19 protein-coding genes are annotated in these 20,724 nt (G+C 63.7%); 6 read left to right on the top strand and 13 right to left on the bottom strand.

Annotated features, from left to right (window positions below):
* Positions 1-21: 21 nt before the first annotated feature.
* From V6F88_RS16210 to V6F88_RS16190, 5 genes are all read left to right on the top strand, one after another.
* A complete protein-coding gene (locus tag V6F88_RS16210; RefSeq protein WP_332610708.1) occupies positions 22-579 on the top strand; it encodes a biotin transporter BioY in 558 nt (185 codons plus the stop codon).
* A 323-nt stretch (positions 580-902) separates the two neighbouring features.
* A complete protein-coding gene (locus tag V6F88_RS16205) occupies positions 903-2,066 on the top strand; it encodes an ABC transporter substrate-binding protein (protein WP_046802566.1) in 1,164 nt (387 codons plus the stop codon).
* A gap of 166 nt (positions 2,067-2,232) precedes the next feature.
* Positions 2,233-3,270, top strand: a complete 1,038-nt coding sequence (locus tag V6F88_RS16200; protein WP_332610706.1) for a branched-chain amino acid ABC transporter permease — start codon at positions 2,233-2,235, stop codon at positions 3,268-3,270.
* Positions 3,271-3,275: 5 nt separating this feature from the next.
* Positions 3,276-5,114, top strand: a complete 1,839-nt coding sequence (locus V6F88_RS16195; protein WP_332610705.1) for a branched-chain amino acid ABC transporter ATP-binding protein/permease — start codon at positions 3,276-3,278, stop codon at positions 5,112-5,114.
* Positions 5,111-5,872, top strand: a complete 762-nt coding sequence (locus tag V6F88_RS16190) for an ABC transporter ATP-binding protein (RefSeq protein WP_046802568.1) — start codon at positions 5,111-5,113, stop codon at positions 5,870-5,872. The genes V6F88_RS16195 and V6F88_RS16190 overlap by 4 nt, the downstream gene beginning before the upstream one ends.
* A 90-nt stretch (positions 5,873-5,962) precedes the next feature.
* On the opposite strand, the gene V6F88_RS16185 is transcribed toward V6F88_RS16190, so the two are convergent.
* From V6F88_RS16185 to fdxA, 13 genes are all read right to left on the bottom strand, one after another.
* A complete protein-coding gene (locus V6F88_RS16185) occupies positions 5,963-8,119 on the bottom strand; it encodes a phosphocholine-specific phospholipase C (RefSeq protein ID WP_332610703.1) in 2,157 nt (718 codons plus the stop codon).
* A 92-nt stretch (positions 8,120-8,211) separates the two neighbouring features.
* On the bottom strand, positions 8,212-9,057 hold the full coding sequence (locus V6F88_RS16180) for a branched-chain amino acid aminotransferase (RefSeq protein WP_332610702.1): 846 nt from the start codon (positions 9,055-9,057) through the stop codon (positions 8,212-8,214).
* 86 nt (positions 9,058-9,143) lie between these two features.
* Positions 9,144-10,187 (bottom strand): ABC transporter substrate-binding protein, encoded by a 1,044-nt coding sequence (locus tag V6F88_RS16175; protein ID WP_332610701.1) that lies wholly within the window; start codon positions 10,185-10,187, stop codon positions 9,144-9,146.
* Between the two features lie 113 nt (positions 10,188-10,300).
* Positions 10,301-11,284: a branched-chain amino acid ABC transporter permease gene (locus V6F88_RS16170; RefSeq protein WP_332610700.1), complete on the bottom strand. Its 984-nt coding sequence runs from the start codon at positions 11,282-11,284 to the stop codon at positions 10,301-10,303.
* Entirely contained in the window at positions 11,281-12,168 is an 888-nt protein-coding gene (locus V6F88_RS16165) for a branched-chain amino acid ABC transporter permease (protein ID WP_104142996.1), read from the bottom strand. The genes V6F88_RS16170 and V6F88_RS16165 overlap by 4 nt, the downstream gene beginning before the upstream one ends.
* Positions 12,169-12,264: 96 nt before the next feature.
* On the bottom strand, positions 12,265-13,479 hold the full coding sequence (locus V6F88_RS16160) for an ABC transporter substrate-binding protein (protein ID WP_332610699.1): 1,215 nt from the start codon (positions 13,477-13,479) through the stop codon (positions 12,265-12,267).
* 61 nt (positions 13,480-13,540) lie between these two features.
* The gene (locus V6F88_RS16155; protein WP_332610698.1) at positions 13,541-14,251 is read right to left on the bottom strand and encodes an ABC transporter ATP-binding protein; all 711 of its coding nucleotides are present in this window, start codon (positions 14,249-14,251) and stop codon (positions 13,541-13,543) included.
* Positions 14,248-15,021, bottom strand: a complete 774-nt coding sequence (locus V6F88_RS16150; RefSeq protein WP_046802574.1) for an ABC transporter ATP-binding protein — start codon at positions 15,019-15,021, stop codon at positions 14,248-14,250. The genes V6F88_RS16155 and V6F88_RS16150 overlap by 4 nt, the downstream gene beginning before the upstream one ends.
* A gap of 341 nt (positions 15,022-15,362) precedes the next feature.
* Positions 15,363-15,998: an endonuclease III gene (gene nth, locus V6F88_RS16145; protein ID WP_104142999.1), complete on the bottom strand. Its 636-nt coding sequence runs from the start codon at positions 15,996-15,998 to the stop codon at positions 15,363-15,365.
* Positions 15,995-16,642, bottom strand: a complete 648-nt coding sequence (gene rsxB, locus V6F88_RS16140) for an electron transport complex subunit RsxB (RefSeq protein ID WP_332610694.1) — start codon at positions 16,640-16,642, stop codon at positions 15,995-15,997. Before rsxB ends, nth begins: the two co-directional genes overlap by 4 nt.
* Positions 16,643-16,754: 112 nt before the next feature.
* Entirely contained in the window at positions 16,755-17,981 is a 1,227-nt protein-coding gene (locus V6F88_RS16135; protein WP_332610693.1) for a polyhydroxyalkanoate depolymerase, read from the bottom strand.
* A 212-nt stretch (positions 17,982-18,193) separates the two neighbouring features.
* Positions 18,194-18,994 (bottom strand): ferredoxin--NADP reductase, encoded by an 801-nt coding sequence (locus V6F88_RS16130; RefSeq protein ID WP_332610692.1) that lies wholly within the window; start codon positions 18,992-18,994, stop codon positions 18,194-18,196.
* 49 nt (positions 18,995-19,043) lie between these two features.
* Positions 19,044-19,367, bottom strand: a complete 324-nt coding sequence (fdxA, locus tag V6F88_RS16125; RefSeq protein ID WP_006389264.1) for a ferredoxin FdxA — start codon at positions 19,365-19,367, stop codon at positions 19,044-19,046.
* Positions 19,368-19,490: 123 nt separating this feature from the next.
* Here fdxA and pncB point away from each other — a divergent pair, with 123 nt between their 5' ends.
* The gene (gene pncB / locus V6F88_RS16120; protein ID WP_332610691.1) at positions 19,491-20,699 is read left to right on the top strand and encodes a nicotinate phosphoribosyltransferase; all 1,209 of its coding nucleotides are present in this window, start codon (positions 19,491-19,493) and stop codon (positions 20,697-20,699) included.
* Positions 20,700-20,724: the final 25 nt, after the last annotated feature.

Below are 20,724 nucleotides of genomic sequence, written 5' to 3'. Positions count from 1 at the left end.
CCCCACCCAATAGGTAATGCCATGAAATCCCATAACACCGTGCTGATTGCGCTGTTCGCCGCGCTGGTCGTCGTCCTGAGCCTGATCCCGCCGATACCGCTGCCCGGCATTCCGGTGCCGATCACCTTGCAGACGCTCGGCGTCATGCTGGCCGGCGCCATGCTGGGGCCGGTGCGCGGCGCGCTGGCCTGCCTGCTTTATCTGCTGCTCGCGGCGATCGGCCTGCCGGTGCTGCCGGGCGGCCGGGGCGGGTTGGGCGCATTCATGGGCCCCACGGGCGGCTTTCTGGTCGGCATGGTGGTGGGCGCATTTGTCGTCGGCTGGCTGACCCGCACGCTGGTGGGCCGGGCCAACCGCGGTTGGGCAAAGGTGGGCGCGTATGTCGTGGCCTGCGGGGTCGGCGGCATTGTGGTGGTCTATGCCTTTGGCGTGCCGTGGCTGGCCTCGGTGACCAAGATGGGCCTGCCCAAGGCGGCGGCGGCTGTAGCGGTGTTCCTGCCCGGCGATCTGATCAAAGCCGTGATCGCCGCCTGGGTGGCATCGCGCGTGGAACGGGTGTGGCCGATGTTGGGCCGCTGACCTTGGGCCGCTGACAGATTTGTCAGTGCAAGGTGACAGTAAGGTAACCGGCCGGCAAGGCGCTTTGGGGCATGCTGCCCATTACAAGGGAATCCCCCAACTGACGCGCTGAAAGTTTTTCTAGTACAAGTTCGCCATCAAGTTCGCCATTAACGAATGCGTTTGCTGAAACAAGGTTTCCATAGCACATCAGGGATTTACCGTAGTTGCGTGACGTCATCTGATACTGTTTTAACCCTATAATATTTTTTTCTGTATAACTTTAACTAGGCTCGCTTCGCCTCGATCGAGGCACATAAGAGCCACCACAGGAGACAAAAAATATGCGCAAGCACTTCGGCTTGTCCGCGGCGGCTGCCGCTTTCGCCCTGGCCGTGCCGCTTCTGGCAAGCGCGCAGGTCAAGGTCGGCGTCACGGTGTCCAGCACCGGCCCCGCTGCGTCGCTGGGTATCCCCGAACGCAATACCGTGGCGTTGCTGCCCAAGGAAGTGGCTGGCCAGAAGATCGAATGGATCGTGCTGGATGACGCCACCGACACCACGCAAGCCGTCAAGAACTCGCGCAAGCTGGCCACCGACGACAAGGTCGACGTGCTGATCGGCACGTCGGTTACGCCGGGCTCGCTGGCCATGGTCGACGTGGCCGCCGAAGCCAAGGTGCCGATGATCAGCGTGGCCGCCAGCGCCAAGATCGTTGAACCCGTGGACGACAAGCGCCGCTGGGTGTTCAAGACCCCGCAAAACGACGCGCTGATGGCCGGTGCCCTGGCCGACGCCATGGCCAAGTCCAAGGTCAAGACGCTGGGCTTCATCGGCTTTGCCGACGCCTACGGCGACGGCTGGCTGGACGTGATGCAAAAGGCCGCCAAGGCCAAGGGCATTGAAATCGTCGCCATCGAAAAATACAGCCGTACCGACACCAGCGTGACCGGTCAGGTGCTCAAGCTGGTTGGCGCCAAGCCGGACGCCATCCTGATCGCCGGCGCCGGCACCCCGTCGGCGCTGCCGCAAAAGGAACTGAAGGCCCGCAACTACGGCGGCACCATCTACCAAACCCACGGCGCCGCCAACAACGACGTGCTGCGCGTTTGCGGCAAGGACTGCGACGGCATGTTCCTGCCGGCCGGCCCGCTGCTGGTGGCCGCCCAACTGCCCGATTCCAACCCGGTCAAGAAGTCGGCCCTGGCTTATGTTGAAACCTACGAAAAGGCTAACGGCGCCAACTCCACCAACACGTTCGGTGGCCACATGTGGGACGCCGGCCAATTGGTCGTGGCCGCGGTGCCCGTCGCGCTGAAGACGGGCGCCAAGCCCGGCACGCCGGAATTCCGCGCCGCCATGCGCGATGCGCTGGAAAACGTGAAGGACCTGGCCGCGTCGCAAGGCGTGTTCAACATGTCGCCTACCGACCACGCCGGCTTTGACGAGCGTTCGCGCGTCATCGTCAAGGTTGAAGGCGGCAAGTGGGTCTATCAGCCCGGCCTGTAATTCCCTTCGGATTGCCCGATCCACGGATGTGCCTTGCAAGGCCGCGCCACCTGACGGTGCGTGTCTTGCGGCACCCGAGCAATGCTTCGCACCGGCCTTTCCGGCCGGTGTGTCGTATCAGTGTCCCGGGCGGGGCCGGAACACCAAGAATCAATAAGGTTGTTAGATGGATTCCTCAATTGCGCTGATCCTGCTGCAAGACGGTATCGTCAACGGCGCCATCTATGCCCTGCTGGGCATGGCGCTGGTGCTGGTATTTGCCGTTACGCGCGTCATTTTCATTCCCCAGGGCGAGTTCGTGGCGTTTGGCGCCTTGACCCTGGCCATGCTGGTCGACGGAAAGATGCCGGGCACCGCCTACCTGCTGCCGCTGCTGGGCGCCCTGTGCCTGGCGATGGAACTGGTGCGCGGCTTGCGGACCCGCAGTTTCGCTGGCCTGCCCAAAACGCTGGTCACCTGCGTCGTCCTGCCGCTGGCGCTGTTCTGGGTGACCCAAAGCTACATCGGCCCCGACAACTCGCTGTGGCTGAACATGCTGCTGACGTTGTTGCTGGTGATCCCGATGGGCCCCATGGTTTATCGCATCGTCTATCAACCCCTGGCTGAAGCCACCGTGCTGGTGCTGCTGATTGTCTCGGTTGCCGTCCACTTCGCGCTGACCGGCCTGGCGCTGGTGTTCTTCGGCGCCGAAGGCTGGCGCACCCCGGCGTTCGTCAGTGGGCAAGTTGACCTGGGCTTCATGACTTGGTCCGCGCAAAGCCTGTTCGTGGTTGCCACCTGCGCGTTGCTGATCACCGCCCTGTGGTTGTTCTTCGGCAAGACCTTGTACGGCCGTGCGCTGCGCGCCACCGCCGTCAACCGCCGCGGCGCGCGCCTGGTCGGCATCAGCACCACCATGTCAGGCAGCCTGACGTTCACGCTGGCAACCGCCATCGGCGCCATGTCCGGCATGCTGATCGCGCCTATTACCACCGTTTATTACGACACCGGCTTCCTGATCGGCCTGAAGGGCTTTGTGGGCGCCATCATCGGCGGCCTGGCCAGCTACCCCGTGGCCGCCGCCGGATCGCTGCTGGTCGGCGTGCTGGAATCTTTCTCGTCCTTCTGGGCCAGCGCCTATAAAGAAGTGATCGTCTTTACCTTGATTATCCCGGTTCTGGTCTGGCGTTCGTTCAGCACCCATCACGTGGACGAAGAGGAATAAACGCCATGAACCGCATTCTGCTTGCCGTCTTCATCGTCGTCCTGGCGGGCCTGCCCTTGGTGCCTGTCACGCCCGAATTCTGGGTGACGCAACTTAACTACATTGGCCTGGCCAGCCTGGTCGTGCTGGGCCTGGTGCTGCTGACCGGCGTGGGCGGGCTGACTTCTTTCGGCCAGGCCGCGTTCGTGGGCCTGGGCGCTTACACCACCGCCTTCCTGACGACGCAATACGACGTGTCGCCGTGGCTGGCCTTGCCCGCCGGACTGGTGCTGACCGCCGTGGTGGCCTACCTGCTGGGCGCGATCACGTTGCGCCTGTCGGGCCATTACCTGCCGCTGGGCACCATCGCCTGGGGCCTGTCGCTGTACTTCCTGTTCGGCAATATCGACTGGCTGGGCAAGCATGACGGCATTGCCGGCATCGAACCCATCAGCATCTTCGGTGTGTCGCTGGCCAGCGGCCGCAACATCTATTACCTGATCTGGGTATTCGTGCTGCTGGCGCTGTGGGCTACCCGCAACCTGCTTAATTCGCGGCCGGGCCGCGCCATCCGCGCGCTGAAAAGCGGCGCCGGCATGGCCGAATCCATGGGCGTGAACACCGCGGCGTACAAAGTCGTGATCTTTGTCTGGGCAGCCTTGCTGGCCTGCGTTTCGGGTTGGCTGTACGCGCACATGCAGCGCGCCGTCAGCCCCAGCCCGTTCGGCGTGAACTACGGCATTGAATACCTGTTCATGGCGGTGGTGGGCGGTGCGGGTTACGTGTGGGGCGCCTTGCTGGGCTCGGGCGTCATTCTGGTGCTGAAAGACCAATTGCAGAATTGGTTGCCCAAGCTGCTGGACACCAACGCCAACTTTGAAATGATCGTCTTTGGCGTGCTGCTGATCCTGATGCTGCAATACGCCCGCAACGGTCTCTGGCCCATCCTGGCCACCTGGTGGAGCCGCATCACCGGCGCGGATGGTTCGCGCCGCAATCTGGCGCCGCCCGCGTCGGCGCCCGCGCTGCCGACGCGCATGCGTCCCGAAGCCGGGCAGGTGGTGTTGGAAGTGGATGCCATCCGCAAGGAATTTGGCGGCCTGGTCGCGGTCAACGACATTACGTTCAAGGTCCGTTCCGGTGAAATCATGGGTCTTATCGGCCCCAACGGCGCCGGCAAGAGCACCACGTTCAACCTGATCAGCGGCGTGCTGCCCGTGACCCGTGGCAAGGTCACGTTCATGGGCCAGCGCATCGACAATCGTTCCGCGCGCGAGATCGCCAAGCTGGGCGTGGGGCGCACGTTCCAACACGTGCAGTTGCTGCCGGGCATGACAGTGCTGGAAAACGTGGCCTTGGGAGCGCACTTGCGTTCTGACGTGGGCGTGCTGGCCGGCGCCTTGCATTCGGACCGTGCCCGTGAAGCGCAGCTGCTGCACGAAGCCGCCGAACAGATCAAGCGCGTGGGCCTGGGCGAATACCTGTACGAACAGGCGGGCAACCTGGCGCTGGGCCAGCAACGCATTCTGGAAATTGCGCGGGCGCTGGCGTCCGACCCGGTCTTGCTGCTGCTGGACGAACCCGCCGCCGGCCTGCGCTACAAGGAAAAACAAGACCTGGCGCGCGTGCTGGAGCAACTGCGCTCGGAAGGCATGAGCATTTTGCTGGTCGAACACGATATGGATTTTGTGATGCGCCTGACCAACCATCTGGTGGTAATGGATTTCGGTACCAAGCTGGCTGAAGGCGTGCCGGCCGACGTGCAAAAGAACCCGGCGGTGCTGGAGGCCTATCTGGGCGGTATCGATGACGACCTGCCCGAAGCGGACCAGGCCAAGCCGGTCTCGGCAGGAGGTGTGCAATGAGCGCGACGCAATCGCCCGTGCTGGAAGTCAGCAATCTGTCGGCGCGTTATGGCAAGGTCGGCGCATTGGTTGGCGCGTCGCTGACCGTGCCCGCCGGCAGCATCGTGACCGTGATCGGCGCCAACGGCGCGGGCAAGTCCACCATGCTGAACGCGATGATGGGGTCGCTGCCGCACACTGGTCATGCCGCCGGCACCGTGCACTACGCGGGCGCCGATGTGTCCGGTTGGCAAGTCGAAAAGCGCGTGGCTGCCGGCATGTCGCTGGTGCCCGAGCGCCGCGAACTGTTCGGCACCATGTCCGTTGAAGACAACCTGCTGCTGGGCGGCTTTCGCCGTTACCGCGCCCGTGAGGCCGGCTGGCGCGACACGCTTAATGAAGTGTTCGACCTGTTTCCGCGCCTGCGCGAGCGGCGCGGCCAGCAGGCCGGCACCTTGTCGGGCGGTGAACGCCAGATGCTGGCCGTGGGCCGCGCGCTGATGGCCAAACCCAACCTGCTGATGCTGGACGAGCCCAGCCTGGGCCTGGCGCCGCGTATCGTGCGCGAGATCTTCCACATCATCGCGCGCTTGCGGGAAACGGGCGTGGCGATTCTGCTGGTCGAACAAAACGCCCGCGCGGCGTTGCAAGTGGCCGACTACGGCTACGTGCTGGAAACGGGCGAGGTCATTCTGCACGGCCCGGCACGCGAATTGGCGGGCGACCCGAAGGTCATTGAAAGCTATCTGGGCCTGGGCAAGGGCGCCGAGAAAGAATAGGCCCGGCCGCCTTTGCTGACATGAAACCGGGCGCCGGCTCAGGCCGGCGCCCGGTTTTTTTTGCGCACAGGCTTGTTCCGCACCGCGCCGTCAGGCCGCCGGTTTCCAATGCAGGATCAACGCCTGCCCCATGGCGGGGTCGGACGTGGACGGGGCACCCGTTTCAATGCGGCCCGCCAATCGGCGCGTGAAAGACGGGTCATCTTCGTCGTGCACCGTGATGTCGTACCAGCCGCCGCTTGCCCCCATGTCCCAGGACAGGCTTGCTGATTCGCCCGCGGCCAACGTGGCCGAGGTCTTACCCGGAAAGTCATAGGCATTGGCCTCGATGCGGAATGCCCGTGGCGTGGCGCCCGGGTTGCGTACCGACACCTGCAACGATGCACCGACGCCCGCGTAGGCAGCCGTGACGTCCAACGCTGGCGGCGCATCCGGCGCGGCGCGGCCCGTACAGTGGCGATGAAAACCGTTAGGCCCCAGCACCCACAAGTCGTAGCGGCGGTCGCCTTGCGCTGCCGGCCATTGCCCTTGCAGGCGCGTGCCCGCTTCCAGCGTGTACCGACGCGGCCCGTCGGCCAGGCGCAAGCGGTCGTAGACGTGCAGAACCGCGCCGGCCGCCCCGGCATTGTCGAACTGCAAGAAGATCTGATCACCGTCGATGCGCGCATGCGTATGCAGCGCGTAGGGAAGCGCGCGTGACGGCCGCGTGCCGCCAGGCTGGCGCGCCAGCGCGGGCTGCGCGGGCGCCGGCGGAATTATCGTGCCGGCAAGCGCGGACGCTTTTCCCGCGCGTTCGGCGGTAGGGGGCAAGGCGCGCAGCAGGTCGTCGTTGTTGTTGGGCGTGGCGAAGTCGAAGATCGATGTCAGGTCTCCGCACACGGCCCGGCGCCATGCGGAAATGTTCGGTTCGGCCACGCCGAAGCGCTGTTCAACAAAGCGCAGCACCGAGGTGTGGTCGAACACTTGCGAATTGACCCAGCCCCCCTTGGTCCACGGCGACAGCACGTACATCGGCACGCGCGGCCCCAGCCCATACACGCCGTGCAGGTGCGCGGGGGTGTCGTCCTTTTCCACACCCGTGATGCGTTCGTGGTATTCGCCCTGCGTATCGACCGTGGACGCACCGGCCAGCGCGCCGCCGGCATCGTGCGATGGTGGGGCAGGGGGCGGCATGTGGTCGAAGAAGCCGTCGTTCTCGTCGAACATCAGCAGCAGGACGGTCTTGCTCCAGACCTCCGGGTTGGCGGTCAGTGCGTCCAGCACCCGGGCGGTGTAGTCCGCGCCCTGCGCCGGGCTGGACGGGCTGGGATGCTCGGACCCGGCCTTGGTGGCGCAGATCCACGACACCTGCGGCAGCTTGCCGTCCAGCACATCCTGGCGCAACAGGTCCAGGCCGCGTGTGGTCAGCGCCTTGTCCTTCAGCGCTGCCAAAGAGCCCGGCACGCCGTGATAGGCGTCGCGATAGGCCTTGAAGCCGGCGGTGGGGTTCAGCGAATAGTTGTCGGCCATGTCCTGGTAGATGCGCCAGCTGACGCCGGCCGCCTCCAGCCGTTCCGGGTAGGTGGTCCAGGTGTAGGCGCCGGCCGGGTCGCCGCCCGTCAGCTTGTTATAGACGTTGCCCAGGGCCGGGCCGTTGCCGCGCCCCGCGCCGTCGTTCGTGCCTGTCCAGACAAACAGCCGGTTGGTGTTGGTGCCGCCCGTGAACGAGCAGTGATACGCATCGCAAACGGTGAACGCGCGCGCCATGGCGTACTGGAACGGCATGTCGGCCGCTTCGTAGTACGCCATGGAATGGTTTTTCTTGGCGGCGGGCCAGCGGCCCATGCGGCCGGCATCCCAGGCGTCTTGCGCGTTGGACCAGGTGTGCGGCGTGCTGGCCACGCGCACGGTTTCAAAGGCTTCTTGCGTATCCAGCCGATAGGGCAGCACCGTGCGCGGAGCGCCTTCGTCGGGCTTGTCGTTGTATTGCGCCCAGACCGTGCGATGTTGATGGTCGGGGCTGTCAGGCACCGGGATCGGAAAGCGGTCACCAAACCCCCGCACCCCGGCGAGCGCGCCGAAGTAGTGGTCAAACGACCGGTTTTCCTGCATGAAGATCACGATGTGTTCTACATCGCGGATCGTGCCCGTGCGCTGATTGGCCGGGATGGCCAGCGCGCGCCGGATGGCGGCGGGGAACAAGGCCAGGGCGCTGCTGGCCCCGGCAAGGGCGGCGCTGTTGCGCAGGAAATCGCGTCTGCTGTGCATGGGCTTTGGCTCGCCTGACGGTCCAAAGCCCAATAGCCTACGCGCCTTTCCTTTTATCTGGCTGACTGCGATGGCGCCAGATGTGCGCGGGCTTATTTGCGGCCGGTGCTTTCCGCGTAGTCCATATACAGCTTGTGCGCGCGGCGGGCCATCGGGCCGTATTCCAGCGCGCGGTCTTCGACGCGGTTCACGTGGACGACCTTGCCGTAGTTGCCGGACGAGAACACTTCGTCGGCGGCTTCGATGTCGGCGCGGGTCAGGCTGCGTTCCTGCACGTCGACGCCATCTGCCTTCAGCAGCGTCAGCACGCGACGGCGTGTGATGCCGTTCAGGAAGGTGCCGTTGTCCACCGGCGTGGACACGACGCCATCCTTGGCGATCCACAGGTTGCTGGTGGCGAATTCGGCGATGTTGCCCGCGCCGTCCAGCATGATGGCGTTGTCAAAACCCTTGTCGGCGGCTTCGCGAATGGCGCGCTGGCCGTTGGGGTACAGGCAGGACGCCTTGGCGTCGGTGGGCGCCATGTTCGGCCAAGAGCGGGCGTAGCTGGAAAAGCAGGCGGAAAAGCCTTGTTCGCCGGGCATGGGCACCTTGAACACGTGCAGCACGAACTTCGTCTTGTCAGCGTCCGGAAGCAGGAAGCCGTCGGCGCAGTAGAACATCGGCTTGATGTAGAGCTCGGTGCCGGCCGGGAATCGGGATACGGCTTCCAGGCACAGCTTCTGGATCTCTTCCCAGCTGATCTGCGGCTTCATCAGCATTTTTTCGGCGGATCGCACGACGCGCTGGCAGTGCAGGTCGAGGTCGGGCGTCAGGCCGCGAAATGCGCGGGCGCCGTCAAACACCATGCTGGCCATCCAGAAGGCGTGGTCGGCCGGACCCAGCAGTTTGGGGTTGTCGGTGGTCCAGTGACCGTTGTGCCAATACAGGGCGTCCATGTCTATCTTCCTTTACTCGAATTGGGGTGGCGCGGCAGCGGCGCCGAAACGTCAGGATACATGAGGAGCCGGCCGCGAACGGGCGCTTATTCGCGCGCCAGCGACGCCTGCACGCGCTCGGCCACGTCGGCCGGCACCCATTGCCGCCACACGGGTCCGTATTGCTTCAGGAAATAGCGCGCCGCGTCCTCGGGTTCCTTGCCCTCGGTTTCCAGCCAGCCCAGCGTGGCGTTGATGGCGTCGTCCGGCACGGTCAGCTTGGTCAGGAATTCGGTGACCTTCGGCGCTTGCTTGGCAAAGGCCGCGTTTACGCCGGTCACCACCGGGTTGGGTTTGAATTCGGTGGCCACGGGGTTGGTGCACTTGGGGTCCGTCATGCAGGTGTAGGCGGCTTGGTCGAACGCGGGCAGTTGCAGCTTGACCAGGTCCAGCGCGCCGACCAGTGAGGTGGGCGTCCAGTAATAGAAAACGATATCGCGCTTGCGCTTGTAGGCCGACACGATGGCCGCCTTCTGGGCAGCGCCCGAGCCGGGCGCGAACAGCGCGTAGTCCTTGTCCAGCTTCAGCGCGCGCAGCAGGTTGTCGTTCAGCGTGCCGCAGGCCCAGCCCGCCGGGCACCCATAGATGCGGCCACGGCCGGGGTCTTCGGGGTCGGCAAAGACTTCCTTGAAGCGGGCCAAGTCGGATGCCGCCTTCAGGTCCGGGTGGCGCTCGGCCGTATAGCGGGGCACGTACCAGCCTTCGCCCGCGTCGTACACGTGGCCCACGCCCAGCACCTTGCCGCTGGCCAAGGCTTTTTTCCAGGCGCCCTCGATCTGGCCGGGCCAGACCTCCGGCGTGACGTCCACGTCGCCGCGTTGCAGGGCGGCCAGCATGGGCAGCGTTTCGCCGATTTCGACGGTGGTCTTGCAGCCATAACCGTGTTCAAGCACGTATCGCTCAATGCCGGCCAGCACCAGGTTGGACTCCCAGTTCAAGCCGCTGAAGCGGATGGGGCGGTCGACCTCGCAAGTGGCCGATGAGGCGGAGGCGGGGGCGGCATTGGCGGCGGGGGCAATGAAGGATGAGGCCAGCGCGGTGGCCAGCGAGATTGCGCCAAGAACGGGGGCGAGCGGATGCAGATTGCGCATGGTCAGGCACCTGTGGGGTTGGGTGCGTTTTATTGTACGAGCCATAGCGCCGGCGCCCAATGCAATCGGGGCCGCGCGATGCGGCCCCGAAGGAAAGACGGACAGCAGAAGGATCAGGCTCGGGCAGCGCGCCGCTTGTCGATGAACGCGCCGACCTCGCCCACGATGCCGCGCCGGAACGCCAGTACGCAGATAACGAAGATCAGGCCGATCACGATGGTCACCGATTCGCCCAGGCGCAGGAACCATTCCACGCCGGTCAGGCTGGCCATCATCTGACCGAAGTCGCCCACCTTGTTCTCCAGCAGCACCACGATGAAGGCGCCCAGGATCGGCCCGGTCAAGGTGCCCAGGCCGCCGATCAACGTCATCAGGATGACCAGGCCCGACATCTGCCAGGTGGCGTCCGACAGGGTGGCGGACACGAAGACCAGCGTCTTGGTGGCCCCGGCCAGCCCGGCCAGCGCGGCCGACAGCACAAAGGCCAGCAGCTTGAAGCGGTCGACGTCGTAGCCCAGCGAAATGGCGCGCGGTTCGTTTTCGCGCAGCGCTTGCAGCACCTGGCCGAACGGCGAATTCACCGTGCGCCAGATGATGAAGTAGCCGATGACGAAAATGGCCATCACCAGGTAGTACAGGTTGATGTCCTTGGACAGGTCCACCAGCCCCAGCAAGGTGCCGCGCGGCACGCTTTGCAGGCCGTCTTCACCACCCGTGAACTTGGCCTGAAGGAAGAAGAAGAACACCATCTGCGCCAGCGCCAACGTGATCATGGCGAAGTAGATGCCGCTGCGCCGGATGGCGATGGCGCCCATCGCCAGGCCCAGCAGCGCCGCCACGCCCACCCCAAACAGCAAGCCGATTTCGGTGGGAAAGCCCCAGACTTTCATCGCGTGCCCGGCCGCATAGGCCGCGCTGCCCAGAAAGGCGGCGTGCCCGAACGACAAGAGCCCGGTAAAGCCCAGCAGCAGGTTGAATGCGCAGGCGAAAAGCGCGTAGCACATGATCTTCATGGCGAAGATCGGGTACACCCCCAGAAAGGGAAGAGCGGCCACCACGACGGCCAATACCGCATAGCCCAGGAATTGACGATTCATTTTTCTTTTCCGAACAGCCCGGCCGGGCGGATCAACAGAACAATGGCCATGATGATGAACACCACGGTGCTGGACGCCTCGGGCCAGAACACCTTGGTCAGTCCTTCAATCACGCCCAGGCCCAGACCGGTGACGATGGCGCCCATGATGGACCCCATGCCGCCGATCACGACCACGGCGAACACGACAATGATGAGGTTGGAACCCATCAGCGGCGAGATCTGCAAGACCGGCGCGGCCAGCACACCGGCAAAGCCCGCCAGCGCCACCCCGAAGCCATACGTCAGCGTAATCATGCGGGGCACGTTCACGCCGAAGGCTTCGACCAGGCGTGGGTTTTCGGTCCCGGCGCGCAGCAAGGCGCCCAGGCGGGTGCGTTCAATCACGAACCAGGTCGCCAGGCACACCACCACGGACGCCGCCACCACCCAGCCGCGATAGTTCGGCAGAACCATGAACCCCAGGTTGGTCGCCCCGCGCAATGCCTCGGGCGTCGGGTACGGTTGCCCCGACACGCCGTAGAAGCTGCGGAACAGGCCTTCGATCAACAGCGTCAGGCCGAAGGTCAGCAGCAGCCCATAAAGGTGATCAAGCTTGTACAGATGCTTGAGCAGTAATTTTTCGATCAATATGCCGAACAGCCCAACGACCAGCGGCGCCAGGATCAGCATGACCCAGTAGTTCAACCCCAGGTACGACAGCCCCATCCAGGCGATGAACGCGCCCAGCATGTAGAGCGCGCCGTGCGCGAAGTTGATGACGTTCAGCAGCCCGAAGATAACGGCAAGCCCGAGCGACAACATGGCATAGAAGGAACCGTTGACCAGGCCCAGTAATAGCTGGCCAAACAAGGCCTGTATAGGGATGCCGAAAAGGTCAGTCATCTTGTGAAAATCCTGCGCGTACGGATAAAAGTGAGCGAATTCAAGGTGCGGCCACGGCCCGCGCCGGGCCGCACCCTGGGGTCACATGAGCCGAGATTACTTCTTGACCAGCTTGCAGGTGGATTCGGACAACTTGGTGTAGACCTCGTCGCCGGGCAGCGTGGCCACGACCTTGTAGTAGTCCCACGGGCCCTTCGATTCGGCCGGGGTCTTCACTTGCATCAGGTACATGTCGTGGACCATGCGGCCGTCTTCGCGCACATAGCCGCCCTGGGTGAAGAAGTCGTTGATCTTGTTCGACTTCATCCACTTGATGACGGTGTCGGCGTCGTCGGTGCCGGTGGCCTTGACGGCGTTCAGGTAGAACGACAGCGACGAGTAGTCACCGGCTTGCAGCATCGACGGCTTGCGGCCCACCTTGGCTTCAAACTTCTTGGACCAGGCGCGCGAGGCGTCGGATTGGTCCCAGTACCAGCCGTCGGTCAGGTACATGCCTTGCGTGGCTTGCAGGCCCAGCGAGTGCACGTCGTTGATGAAGACCAGCAGACCGGCCATTTTCATCGTCTTGGTCACGCCAAATTCGTTGGCGGCCTTGATGGTGTTGATGGTGTCGCCGCCCGCGTTGGCCATGCCCAGAATCTGGGCCTTGGACGCTTGCGCTTGCAACAGGAAGGACGAGAAGTCAGACGCGCCCAGCGGTGCGCGCACCTGGCCCTTGATCTCGCCGCCAGCGGCTTTCACCACCGCCATCGTGTCGCGTTCCAAGGCGTGGCCGAAGGCGTAGTCGGCCGTCAGGAAGAACCAGCTCTTGCCGCCGTCCTTCACCACCGCCGAGCCGGTGCCGCGCGCCAGCGCCACGGTGTCGTAGGCGTAGTGCACGGTGTAGGGCGAGCATTGCGCGTTTGTCAGGTCGGACGCGCCCGCGCCCACCGCGATGAACGGCTTCTTCTTTTCAGCGGCCACGGCCGCCATGGCCAGGCTGGTGGCCGAATTGGTGCCCGCGACGATGACGTCGACCTTCTGCTGGTCGAACCATTCGCGCGCGCGCGCCGAAGCAACGTCGGCCTTGTTCTGGTGATCGGCCGAGACGACTTCGATCTTCTTGCCGTTGATGCTGCCGCCGGCGTCTTCGATTGCCATGCGGATCGCGTCCAGCCCGGCCTTGCCGTCGATGTCGGAATACACGCCCGACATGTCGGTGATGAAGCCGATGCGGATGACATCGTCGGAGATACCTTGCGCGTGGGCGGTTACCCCCGCAAATCCCAGGCCCGCCATGGCCAGTGCAGCAGTGATGGTGTGCAGCTTCATGGGATGACTCCTCTTCCCTACGGTGTTGTGTTGCCGGGGTTCCGGCGGATGACAGGTTGTTTTAGACGCCCAACAGTTCGTTGAGCGTGTCCTGTTTTTCTGAAAGTTCCGCGGCTTCGAAATGCTCCACGATCTGGCCATGCTCCATTACATAGAAGCGATCGGCCAAGGGCGCGGCGAAGCGGAAATTCTGTTCCACCATGACGATGGTGTAGCCACGCTGCTTGAGCGTCGTGATCATGCGGGCCAGCGCCTGCACGATGACGGGGGCCAGTCCTTCCGAGATCTCGTCCAGCAGCAGCAGGTTGGCGCCGGTGCGCAGGATGCGCGCCACCGCCAGCATCTGTTGTTCACCGCCCGACAAGCGCGTGCCCGGCGAATTCCGGCGCTCTTGCAGGTTGGGAAACATGTCGTAGATTTCAGCCAGCGACATCCCCCCGCCCAGCGAGCCCACGACGGGCGGCAGCAGCAGGTTTTCTTCGCAGGACAGGCTGGCGAAAATGCCGCGTTCCTCGGGGCAGTAACCCACACCCAGGTGCGCGATCTTGTAGGTCGGCAGGTCGATGGCTTCGGTGCCGTGTATGCGCACCGACCCCTTGCGTGTGCCGGTCAGGCCCAGAATGGCGCGCAGCGTGGTCGTACGGCCGGCGCCGTTGCGGCCCAGCAGCGTGACGACTTCGCCTTGCGCCACGCGCATATCCACGCCGTGCAGGATATGCGATTCCCCGTACCAGGCTTGCAAGCCCGAAATTTCAAGTGCCGGGGTGCTCATGCGTGCGCTCCTTGGAGTTCGCCGTCGGTGGTGCCCATATAGGCCTGCATCACGGCGGGGTGGCGCGAGACTTCGGCGTACGTGCCTTCGGCCAGCACCGACCCGCGCGCCAGCACGGTAATGGTGTTGGCGATGGAGGACACGACGTTCATGTTGTGTTCCACCATCAGAATCGTTCGGCCGGCGCTGACGCGCTTGATCAGTTGAGTGACGCGGTCGACGTCTTCGTGGCCCATGCCCTGCGTGGGCTCGTCCAACAGCATCAACTCGGGTTCCATGGCCAGCGTAGTGGCGATTTCCAGCGCGCGCTTGCGGCCATACGGCAGGTTGACCGTGGTCTCGTCCGCGAAGGCGCCCAGGTCCACCTGTTCCAGCAACGCGCGCGCCGGCTCGTTCAAGGACGCCAGTCGCTTATCGCTTTGCCAAAAGTGAAACGACAGGCCGGTCTTGCGCTGCAAGCCGATGCGCACGTTCTCCAGCACGGTCAGGTGCGGAAACACCGCCGATATCTGGAACGAACGGATCACGCCGCGCCGGGCGATCTGCGCAGGGCGCTCGCCGGTGATGTCGATGCCGTTGAACTTGATGGTTCCCGACGTGGGAGATAAGAACTTGGTAAGCAGGTTGAAGCACGTAGTCTTGCCCGCGCCGTTAGGCCCGATCAAGGCATGAATCTGCCCCCGCTTGATACGCAAATCGACCCCATTGACCGCGACGAATCCGCGGAACTCCTTGGTGAGGCCTTTTGTCTCCAGGATTGTGTCATCCATGTCCGCTGCACCGGCGTTGTATTTATATGGTCTCTGCCTGCCGTCATTGCGCCAAGCCCCCGAAGGGCGGAAATCCTACTAAACATCCTAAGGAACTTTCGTAGTTTTCCGATGAGTTGCCGGCGAGTATGCGGACCTCTTTATTAAAATTCCATGAGGGTTTTACATAGGTTTTGCAGTGCGGAAAGGGCAATTGTCGGCGGGCCGACAATACGCACCGCGCAAGGCGGGAAAACCCTTTTTACGACGCAATGCGTTGCAGCAAATTTGCTTTGATTGTTATCAACGCGTCATGCAATCGTGGGTTGGGCGGCGCGCAGGGCACGCCGCCCGGGGCCGTGTCATGCCGGCGTCTTTTGCTTGAATTCGCACAGGTCCGAAATACCGCATTGCGGGCATTTCGGTTTGCGCGCCACGCAGATGTAGCGGCCGTGCAGAATCAACCAATGGTGCGCGTCCTGGATATATTCGCGCGGGATGAATTTCACGAGCTTTTCTTCAACTTCCAGCACGTTCTTTCCGGGCGCGATACCGGTGCGATTGGACACGCGGAAGATGTGCGTATCCACCGCCATCGTGGGCTGACCGAACGCGGTGTTGAGCACGACATTGGCCGTCTTGCGGCCCACGCCGGGCAGCGATTCCAGCGCCTCGCGCGTGGTGGGCACCTGGCCGCCGTGATGCTCCAGCAAGATCCGACAGGTGGCAATCGTGTTCTTGGCTTTGGTGCGATACAGGCCGATGGTCTTGATGTAGTCGGACAGGCCTTCTTCGCCCAGCGCCAGCAAGGCTTGCGGCGTGCCGTATTGCGGGAAGAACTTGCGCGTGGCGATGTTCACCGATTTGTCGGTCGCCTGTGCCGACAACAGCACCGCGATCAGCAATTGGAACGGCGTGTCGTATTCCAGTTCGGTGGTCGGGTTAGGGTTGGCCGCTTGCAGGCGGGCGAAGATCTCACGGCGTTTGGCTGCGTTCATGACTGCGTCGGATTGCGGCGGGCCCGGGCGCGGGCCAGCGCGGATTCAATGGCGGAGCGCTTGCGGTCCTGGCTTTGCGCGTCGTCCTCGGGGGCAGGCGGCGCGCTGGCGGCGGCGGCAGGCGCTTCCGGCGCCATCAGCCGCGCGTTGTCGGCGGCCAGGCGTTCTGCGCGGGCCAAGTGGCTGCGATGCCGTTGGCGGCTGATGTCCGCGTCCGCGCTGGTCCATGCGCGGCCCGCGGGCACCATCTGAATACAGTCCACCGGGCAAGGCGCCACGCACAGGTCGCAGCCCGTGCACCAATCCGCCAGCACGGTGTGCATGTGCTTGTTGGCGCCAACGATGGCATCGACGGGACAGGCCTGGATGCACAGCGTACAGCCGATGCAGTGCGATTCGTCGATGCGGGCGACCAGCAACGGGCCGGGTTCGCCGCGTTCCAGATCCAGCGGCAGGGCAGGGGTTTGCAGCAATTCGGACAGCGCGGCAATGCCGTCGTCGCCGCCCGGCGGGCAGCGGTTGATGGGCGCCAACCCTTGCGCGATGGCGTCGGCGTAGGGCCGGCAGCCGTCATAGCCGCACTTGGTGCATTGCGTCTGCGGCAATAAGGCGTCGATGCGGTCGGCAAGTGAGCGACAGGACATGTAAGGCCAATAAAAGAAAAAGGGGCCACTCGGGCCCCGTGGAATACGGATCAGGCTTGAGAAGGCGCGGGCCGGGCCCGCGCGTCAGGTGCAGGACGGCGCCGTGCCGTCGTCAAGCCGATTGCCGGATGAACTCGGCGATTTTAGGACAGATCATTTCACGCCAGCGGCGGCCCGAGAAAATGCCGTAATGGCCGCAATTGGGCGCCGTGTAATGCGACTTGCGCTCGGCCGGAATGTTCTTGCACAGCCTGATGGCGGCGCGCGTCTGGCCCTGTCCCGAAATATCGTCAAGTTCGCCTTCGATGGTGAACAGGGCAACCTTTTTGATGTCGGCGGGGCGCACGGTCTGGCCGTCCACTTCCCAGGTGCCGCTGGGCAAGGCGAAGTCCTGGAAGACCATCTTGATCGTGTCCAGGTAGAACTCGGCCGGCATGTCCAGCACGGCGTTGTATTCGTCGTAGAAGCGGCGATGCGCTTCGGCGTCGCTGTCGTCGCCGCGCAGCAAGTCCAGGTAGAACTCGTAGTGCGACTTCATGTGGCGATCGGGGTTCATGGCCATGAACCCGGCATGCTGCAGAAAGCCTGGGTAGACCTTGCGGCCGGCCCCCGGATAGCGCGGCGGCACCGGGTGGATCACCTGGTTTTCAAACCACGAATACGGCTTGGTGGTGGCCAGGCGATTGACCTGCGTGGGCGACTGGCGCGGGTCGATGGGGCCACCCATCATCACCATGCTGCGCGGCTGGCAGGGGTCGTTGGCGGTGGCCATCAGCGACACGGCGGCCAGCACCGGCACGGTGGGTTGGCAAACCGAAATCACGTGCACGTCGGGGCCCAGATGGCGGATGAAATCCTGCACATAGCGCACGTAGTCGTTCAAATGGAACGGCCCGGCGGACAGCGGCACCATGCGGGCGTCGACCCAATCCGTCACGTAGACGTCATGGCCGGGCAGCAGGGCGCGCACGGTGTCGCGCAGCAAGGTGGCGTGGTGGCCCGACAGCGGCGCCACCAGCAACACCTTGGGGTCGTCCTTGCCGGCGCCGCGCACGTCGCGGTGAAAGTGCACCAGGCGGCAAAAGGGCTTGTCCAGCGCAACGGTTTCGGTCACGCGGACCGATTCGCCGTTGATGTCGGTGGCGGGCAGATTCCAGGCGGGCTTCTGGTATTCCTTGCCGATACGCGTCATCAGCTCATACCCGGCGGCCATTTGGCGGGAAATCGGGGTGTAAGCGAGGGGGCTGTAGGGGCTGGAGAACAGCTGAGAACCGGCATCCGTGAATGCAGCGAACGGAGTCAGGAAGGCGCGCTGCATTTCGTGCAATTGGTACAGCATTTGGGTGATGTCCTTCTGGGTCGTGCGTGTGCCCCGATTATTGCGCCGAGGACTAAAGATATATCCAATCAGCCTAAAGAAACTGCCGCAAGAACCGGGAATATGTTGCTAAAAAGAGACCCGTCATCCCATTAAGCACCAGTTTAGGGCGTTTTACCGCCCTGCACAGAGACCAAACGGAGGAGTTATGCACTACGCCAAGCAGTGCGGGATCACCAGTAATTTTCCACCGCCAGGTTGCCGGGGATACCCCGGCGGCCGGGTTTGAAACCGCGTTCGCCCAGAAGCTTGCGGGCGTCCGCCAGCATGTCGGGGTTACCGCAAAGCATGATCTTGGCCTGCTGCGGATCCAGGGGTAGCCCGGCCAGTTGCTCCAGTCGGCCATCGGCGATCAGCGTGGTCAGGCGTTCTTGCGGCATGCCGGGTAGAGCCTCCCGCGTGGCAATGGGCAGGTAGACAAGCTTGTGCGGGTCGGCCGCGAACAGGTCAGCCAGTTCGGGGCGATTGCGTGACGATTGGATCTCTTCGCGGTAAGCAAGTTCCGCAACGGTGCGCACGCCGTGCACCAGGACGATGCGGCGGTAGGCGCGCCAGGTGGCCGGATCGCGCAACAAAGACAGGTAGGCCGACAGCCCCGTGCCGGAGGCCAGCAGCCAGAGGTCGCCGCCGGGCGCAAAGCGCTCCAGCGTCAGGAAACCGTAGGGCGTCTTTTCAACGTAGAGGGCGTCACCCGGGCGCAATTGCGCCATGCGCGGGCTGAACAGGCCGTCGGGCACAACGATGGAATAGAACTCCAGCCCGGACTCCTGGGGGGCGGAAACCATGGAATACGCGCGCCAAAGGGTGGGCGGACCATGGGGATCGTCGGCGCCGGGCAGACCGACCCGGGCAAACTGGCCCGGCACGAACGTATACGCGTCATCGCGCGTCACGCGCAAAGAGAACAGCTTGTCGGGCACCCAGGTGTGGACGTGGGTTACGGTCTGGCGCGTGTATTTGGAGTCGTCGGTCATCGGGGCATCGCACGAGGCCGGCCGCCCAGCGGGCGCCGGCCGTCGCGGATTATTTTTCCAGGTATTGCAGCTTGTCCTGCTTGCCGTTCCATTCGTCGGCGTCCGGCAGGGGCTTCTTGGCGCGGCTGATGCTGGCGAACTCGGGGGAAAGTTCGGCGTTCAGCGCGATGAAATTCAGTTGGTCCTGCGGTACGTCTTCTTCGGCGTAGATCGCGTTGGCCGGGCATTCCGGAATGCAGACGGCGCAGTCGATGCATTCGTCCGGGTCGATCACGAGGAAGTTCGGACCCTCACGAAAACAGTCCACCGGGCACACATCAACGCAATCGGTGTACTTGCACTTAATACAGTTTTCGGTGACAACGTGGGTCATTCAGGAACTCCGGGATCGGCGGCTTTTGTGTCTTGTTGGGCGGATTTTACCCAATGCGCGCCCGATGTGCCGGTAATACCCGTATTGACATCGTGGCCCATGGCCGTAAACGCCGGGTTCTCTATGCTATGGTGTCGCGAAACGATACGCGCAACCATGATAATCACTTCGCTGCTCGACACCGATCTGTACAAATTCAGCATGATGCAGGTGGTACTGCATCAGTTCCCCGCTGCACAGGTCGAGTACCGTTACAAGTGCCGCACCGCCGGGGCCGATCTGCGCCCCTATCTGGATGAAATCCGCGAAGAAGTGCACCAGCTGTGCCAGCTGCGCTTCACCGAGGACGAACTGGATTACCTGGGCGGCTTGCGTTTCATCAAAAGCGACTTTGTCGACTTCCTGGGCTTGTTCCACCTGCCCGAGCGCTGCATCCACATCAGCGAAGGCGACGCGCCCGGCGAGATCTCGATCGAGGTGAAAGGCCCCTGGCTGCACACGATCCTGTTCGAGATCCCCGTGCTGGCCATCGTCAACGAGGTCTATTTCCGCAACACGCGCAAGAATCCCGATTGGGAAGAAGGCCGCCAGCGCTTGCAGTCCAAGATGCACCTGGTGCTGGACGACCCCGCGCTGGCCGATTTCCGCGTGGCCGAATACGGCACGCGCCGCCGCTTCTCGAAGGTCTGGCACCAGGAAGTGGTGTCCACCATGAAAGCGCAGATGGGCGAACACTTCGCGGGCACCAGCAACGTGCTGCTGGCCAAGCAGCACGAAGTGCTGCCGCTGGGCACGATGGGCCACGAATACCTGCAAGCCTGCCAGGCGCTGGGGCCGCGGCTGCGCGATTCGCAAGTGTTTGCACTGGAGGTCTGGGCCAAGGAATATCGCGGCGACCTGGGCATTGCGTTGTCGGACGTCTACGGCATGGACGCGTTCCTGCGTGACTTCGACATGTACTTCTGCAAGCTGTTCGATGGTGCCCGCCACGATTCCGGCGATCCGTTCGTCTGGGGCGAACGCCTGCTGGAACACTACCGCAAGAACCGCGTTGACCCGCGCGCCAAGACCCTGGTGTTCTCGGATTCGCTGACCTTTCCGCGCGCTATCGAACTGGCACGCCAGTTTGCCGGCCGCTGCAAGGTGTCGTTCGGTATCGGCACCAACCTGACCAACGACCTGGGCCACGAGCCTTTGCAGATCGTCATGAAGATGGTCCGCTGCAACGGCCAGCCGGTGGCCAAGGTGTCGGACGCGCCCGAAAAAACCATGTGTGACGATCCCGCCTACCTGGCCTACTTGCGCCAGGTGTTCCAGCTGCCTCCCGCCTGAGAGCGGCTCGGGGTAAATTGCTGGT

It is taken from the genome of Achromobacter sp. ESBL13, from assembly GCF_036668755.1.
In the GTDB taxonomy this organism is placed as follows: domain Bacteria; phylum Pseudomonadota; class Gammaproteobacteria; order Burkholderiales; family Burkholderiaceae_B; genus Achromobacter.
This window is presented reverse-complemented; position numbering and strand designations above follow the sequence as displayed.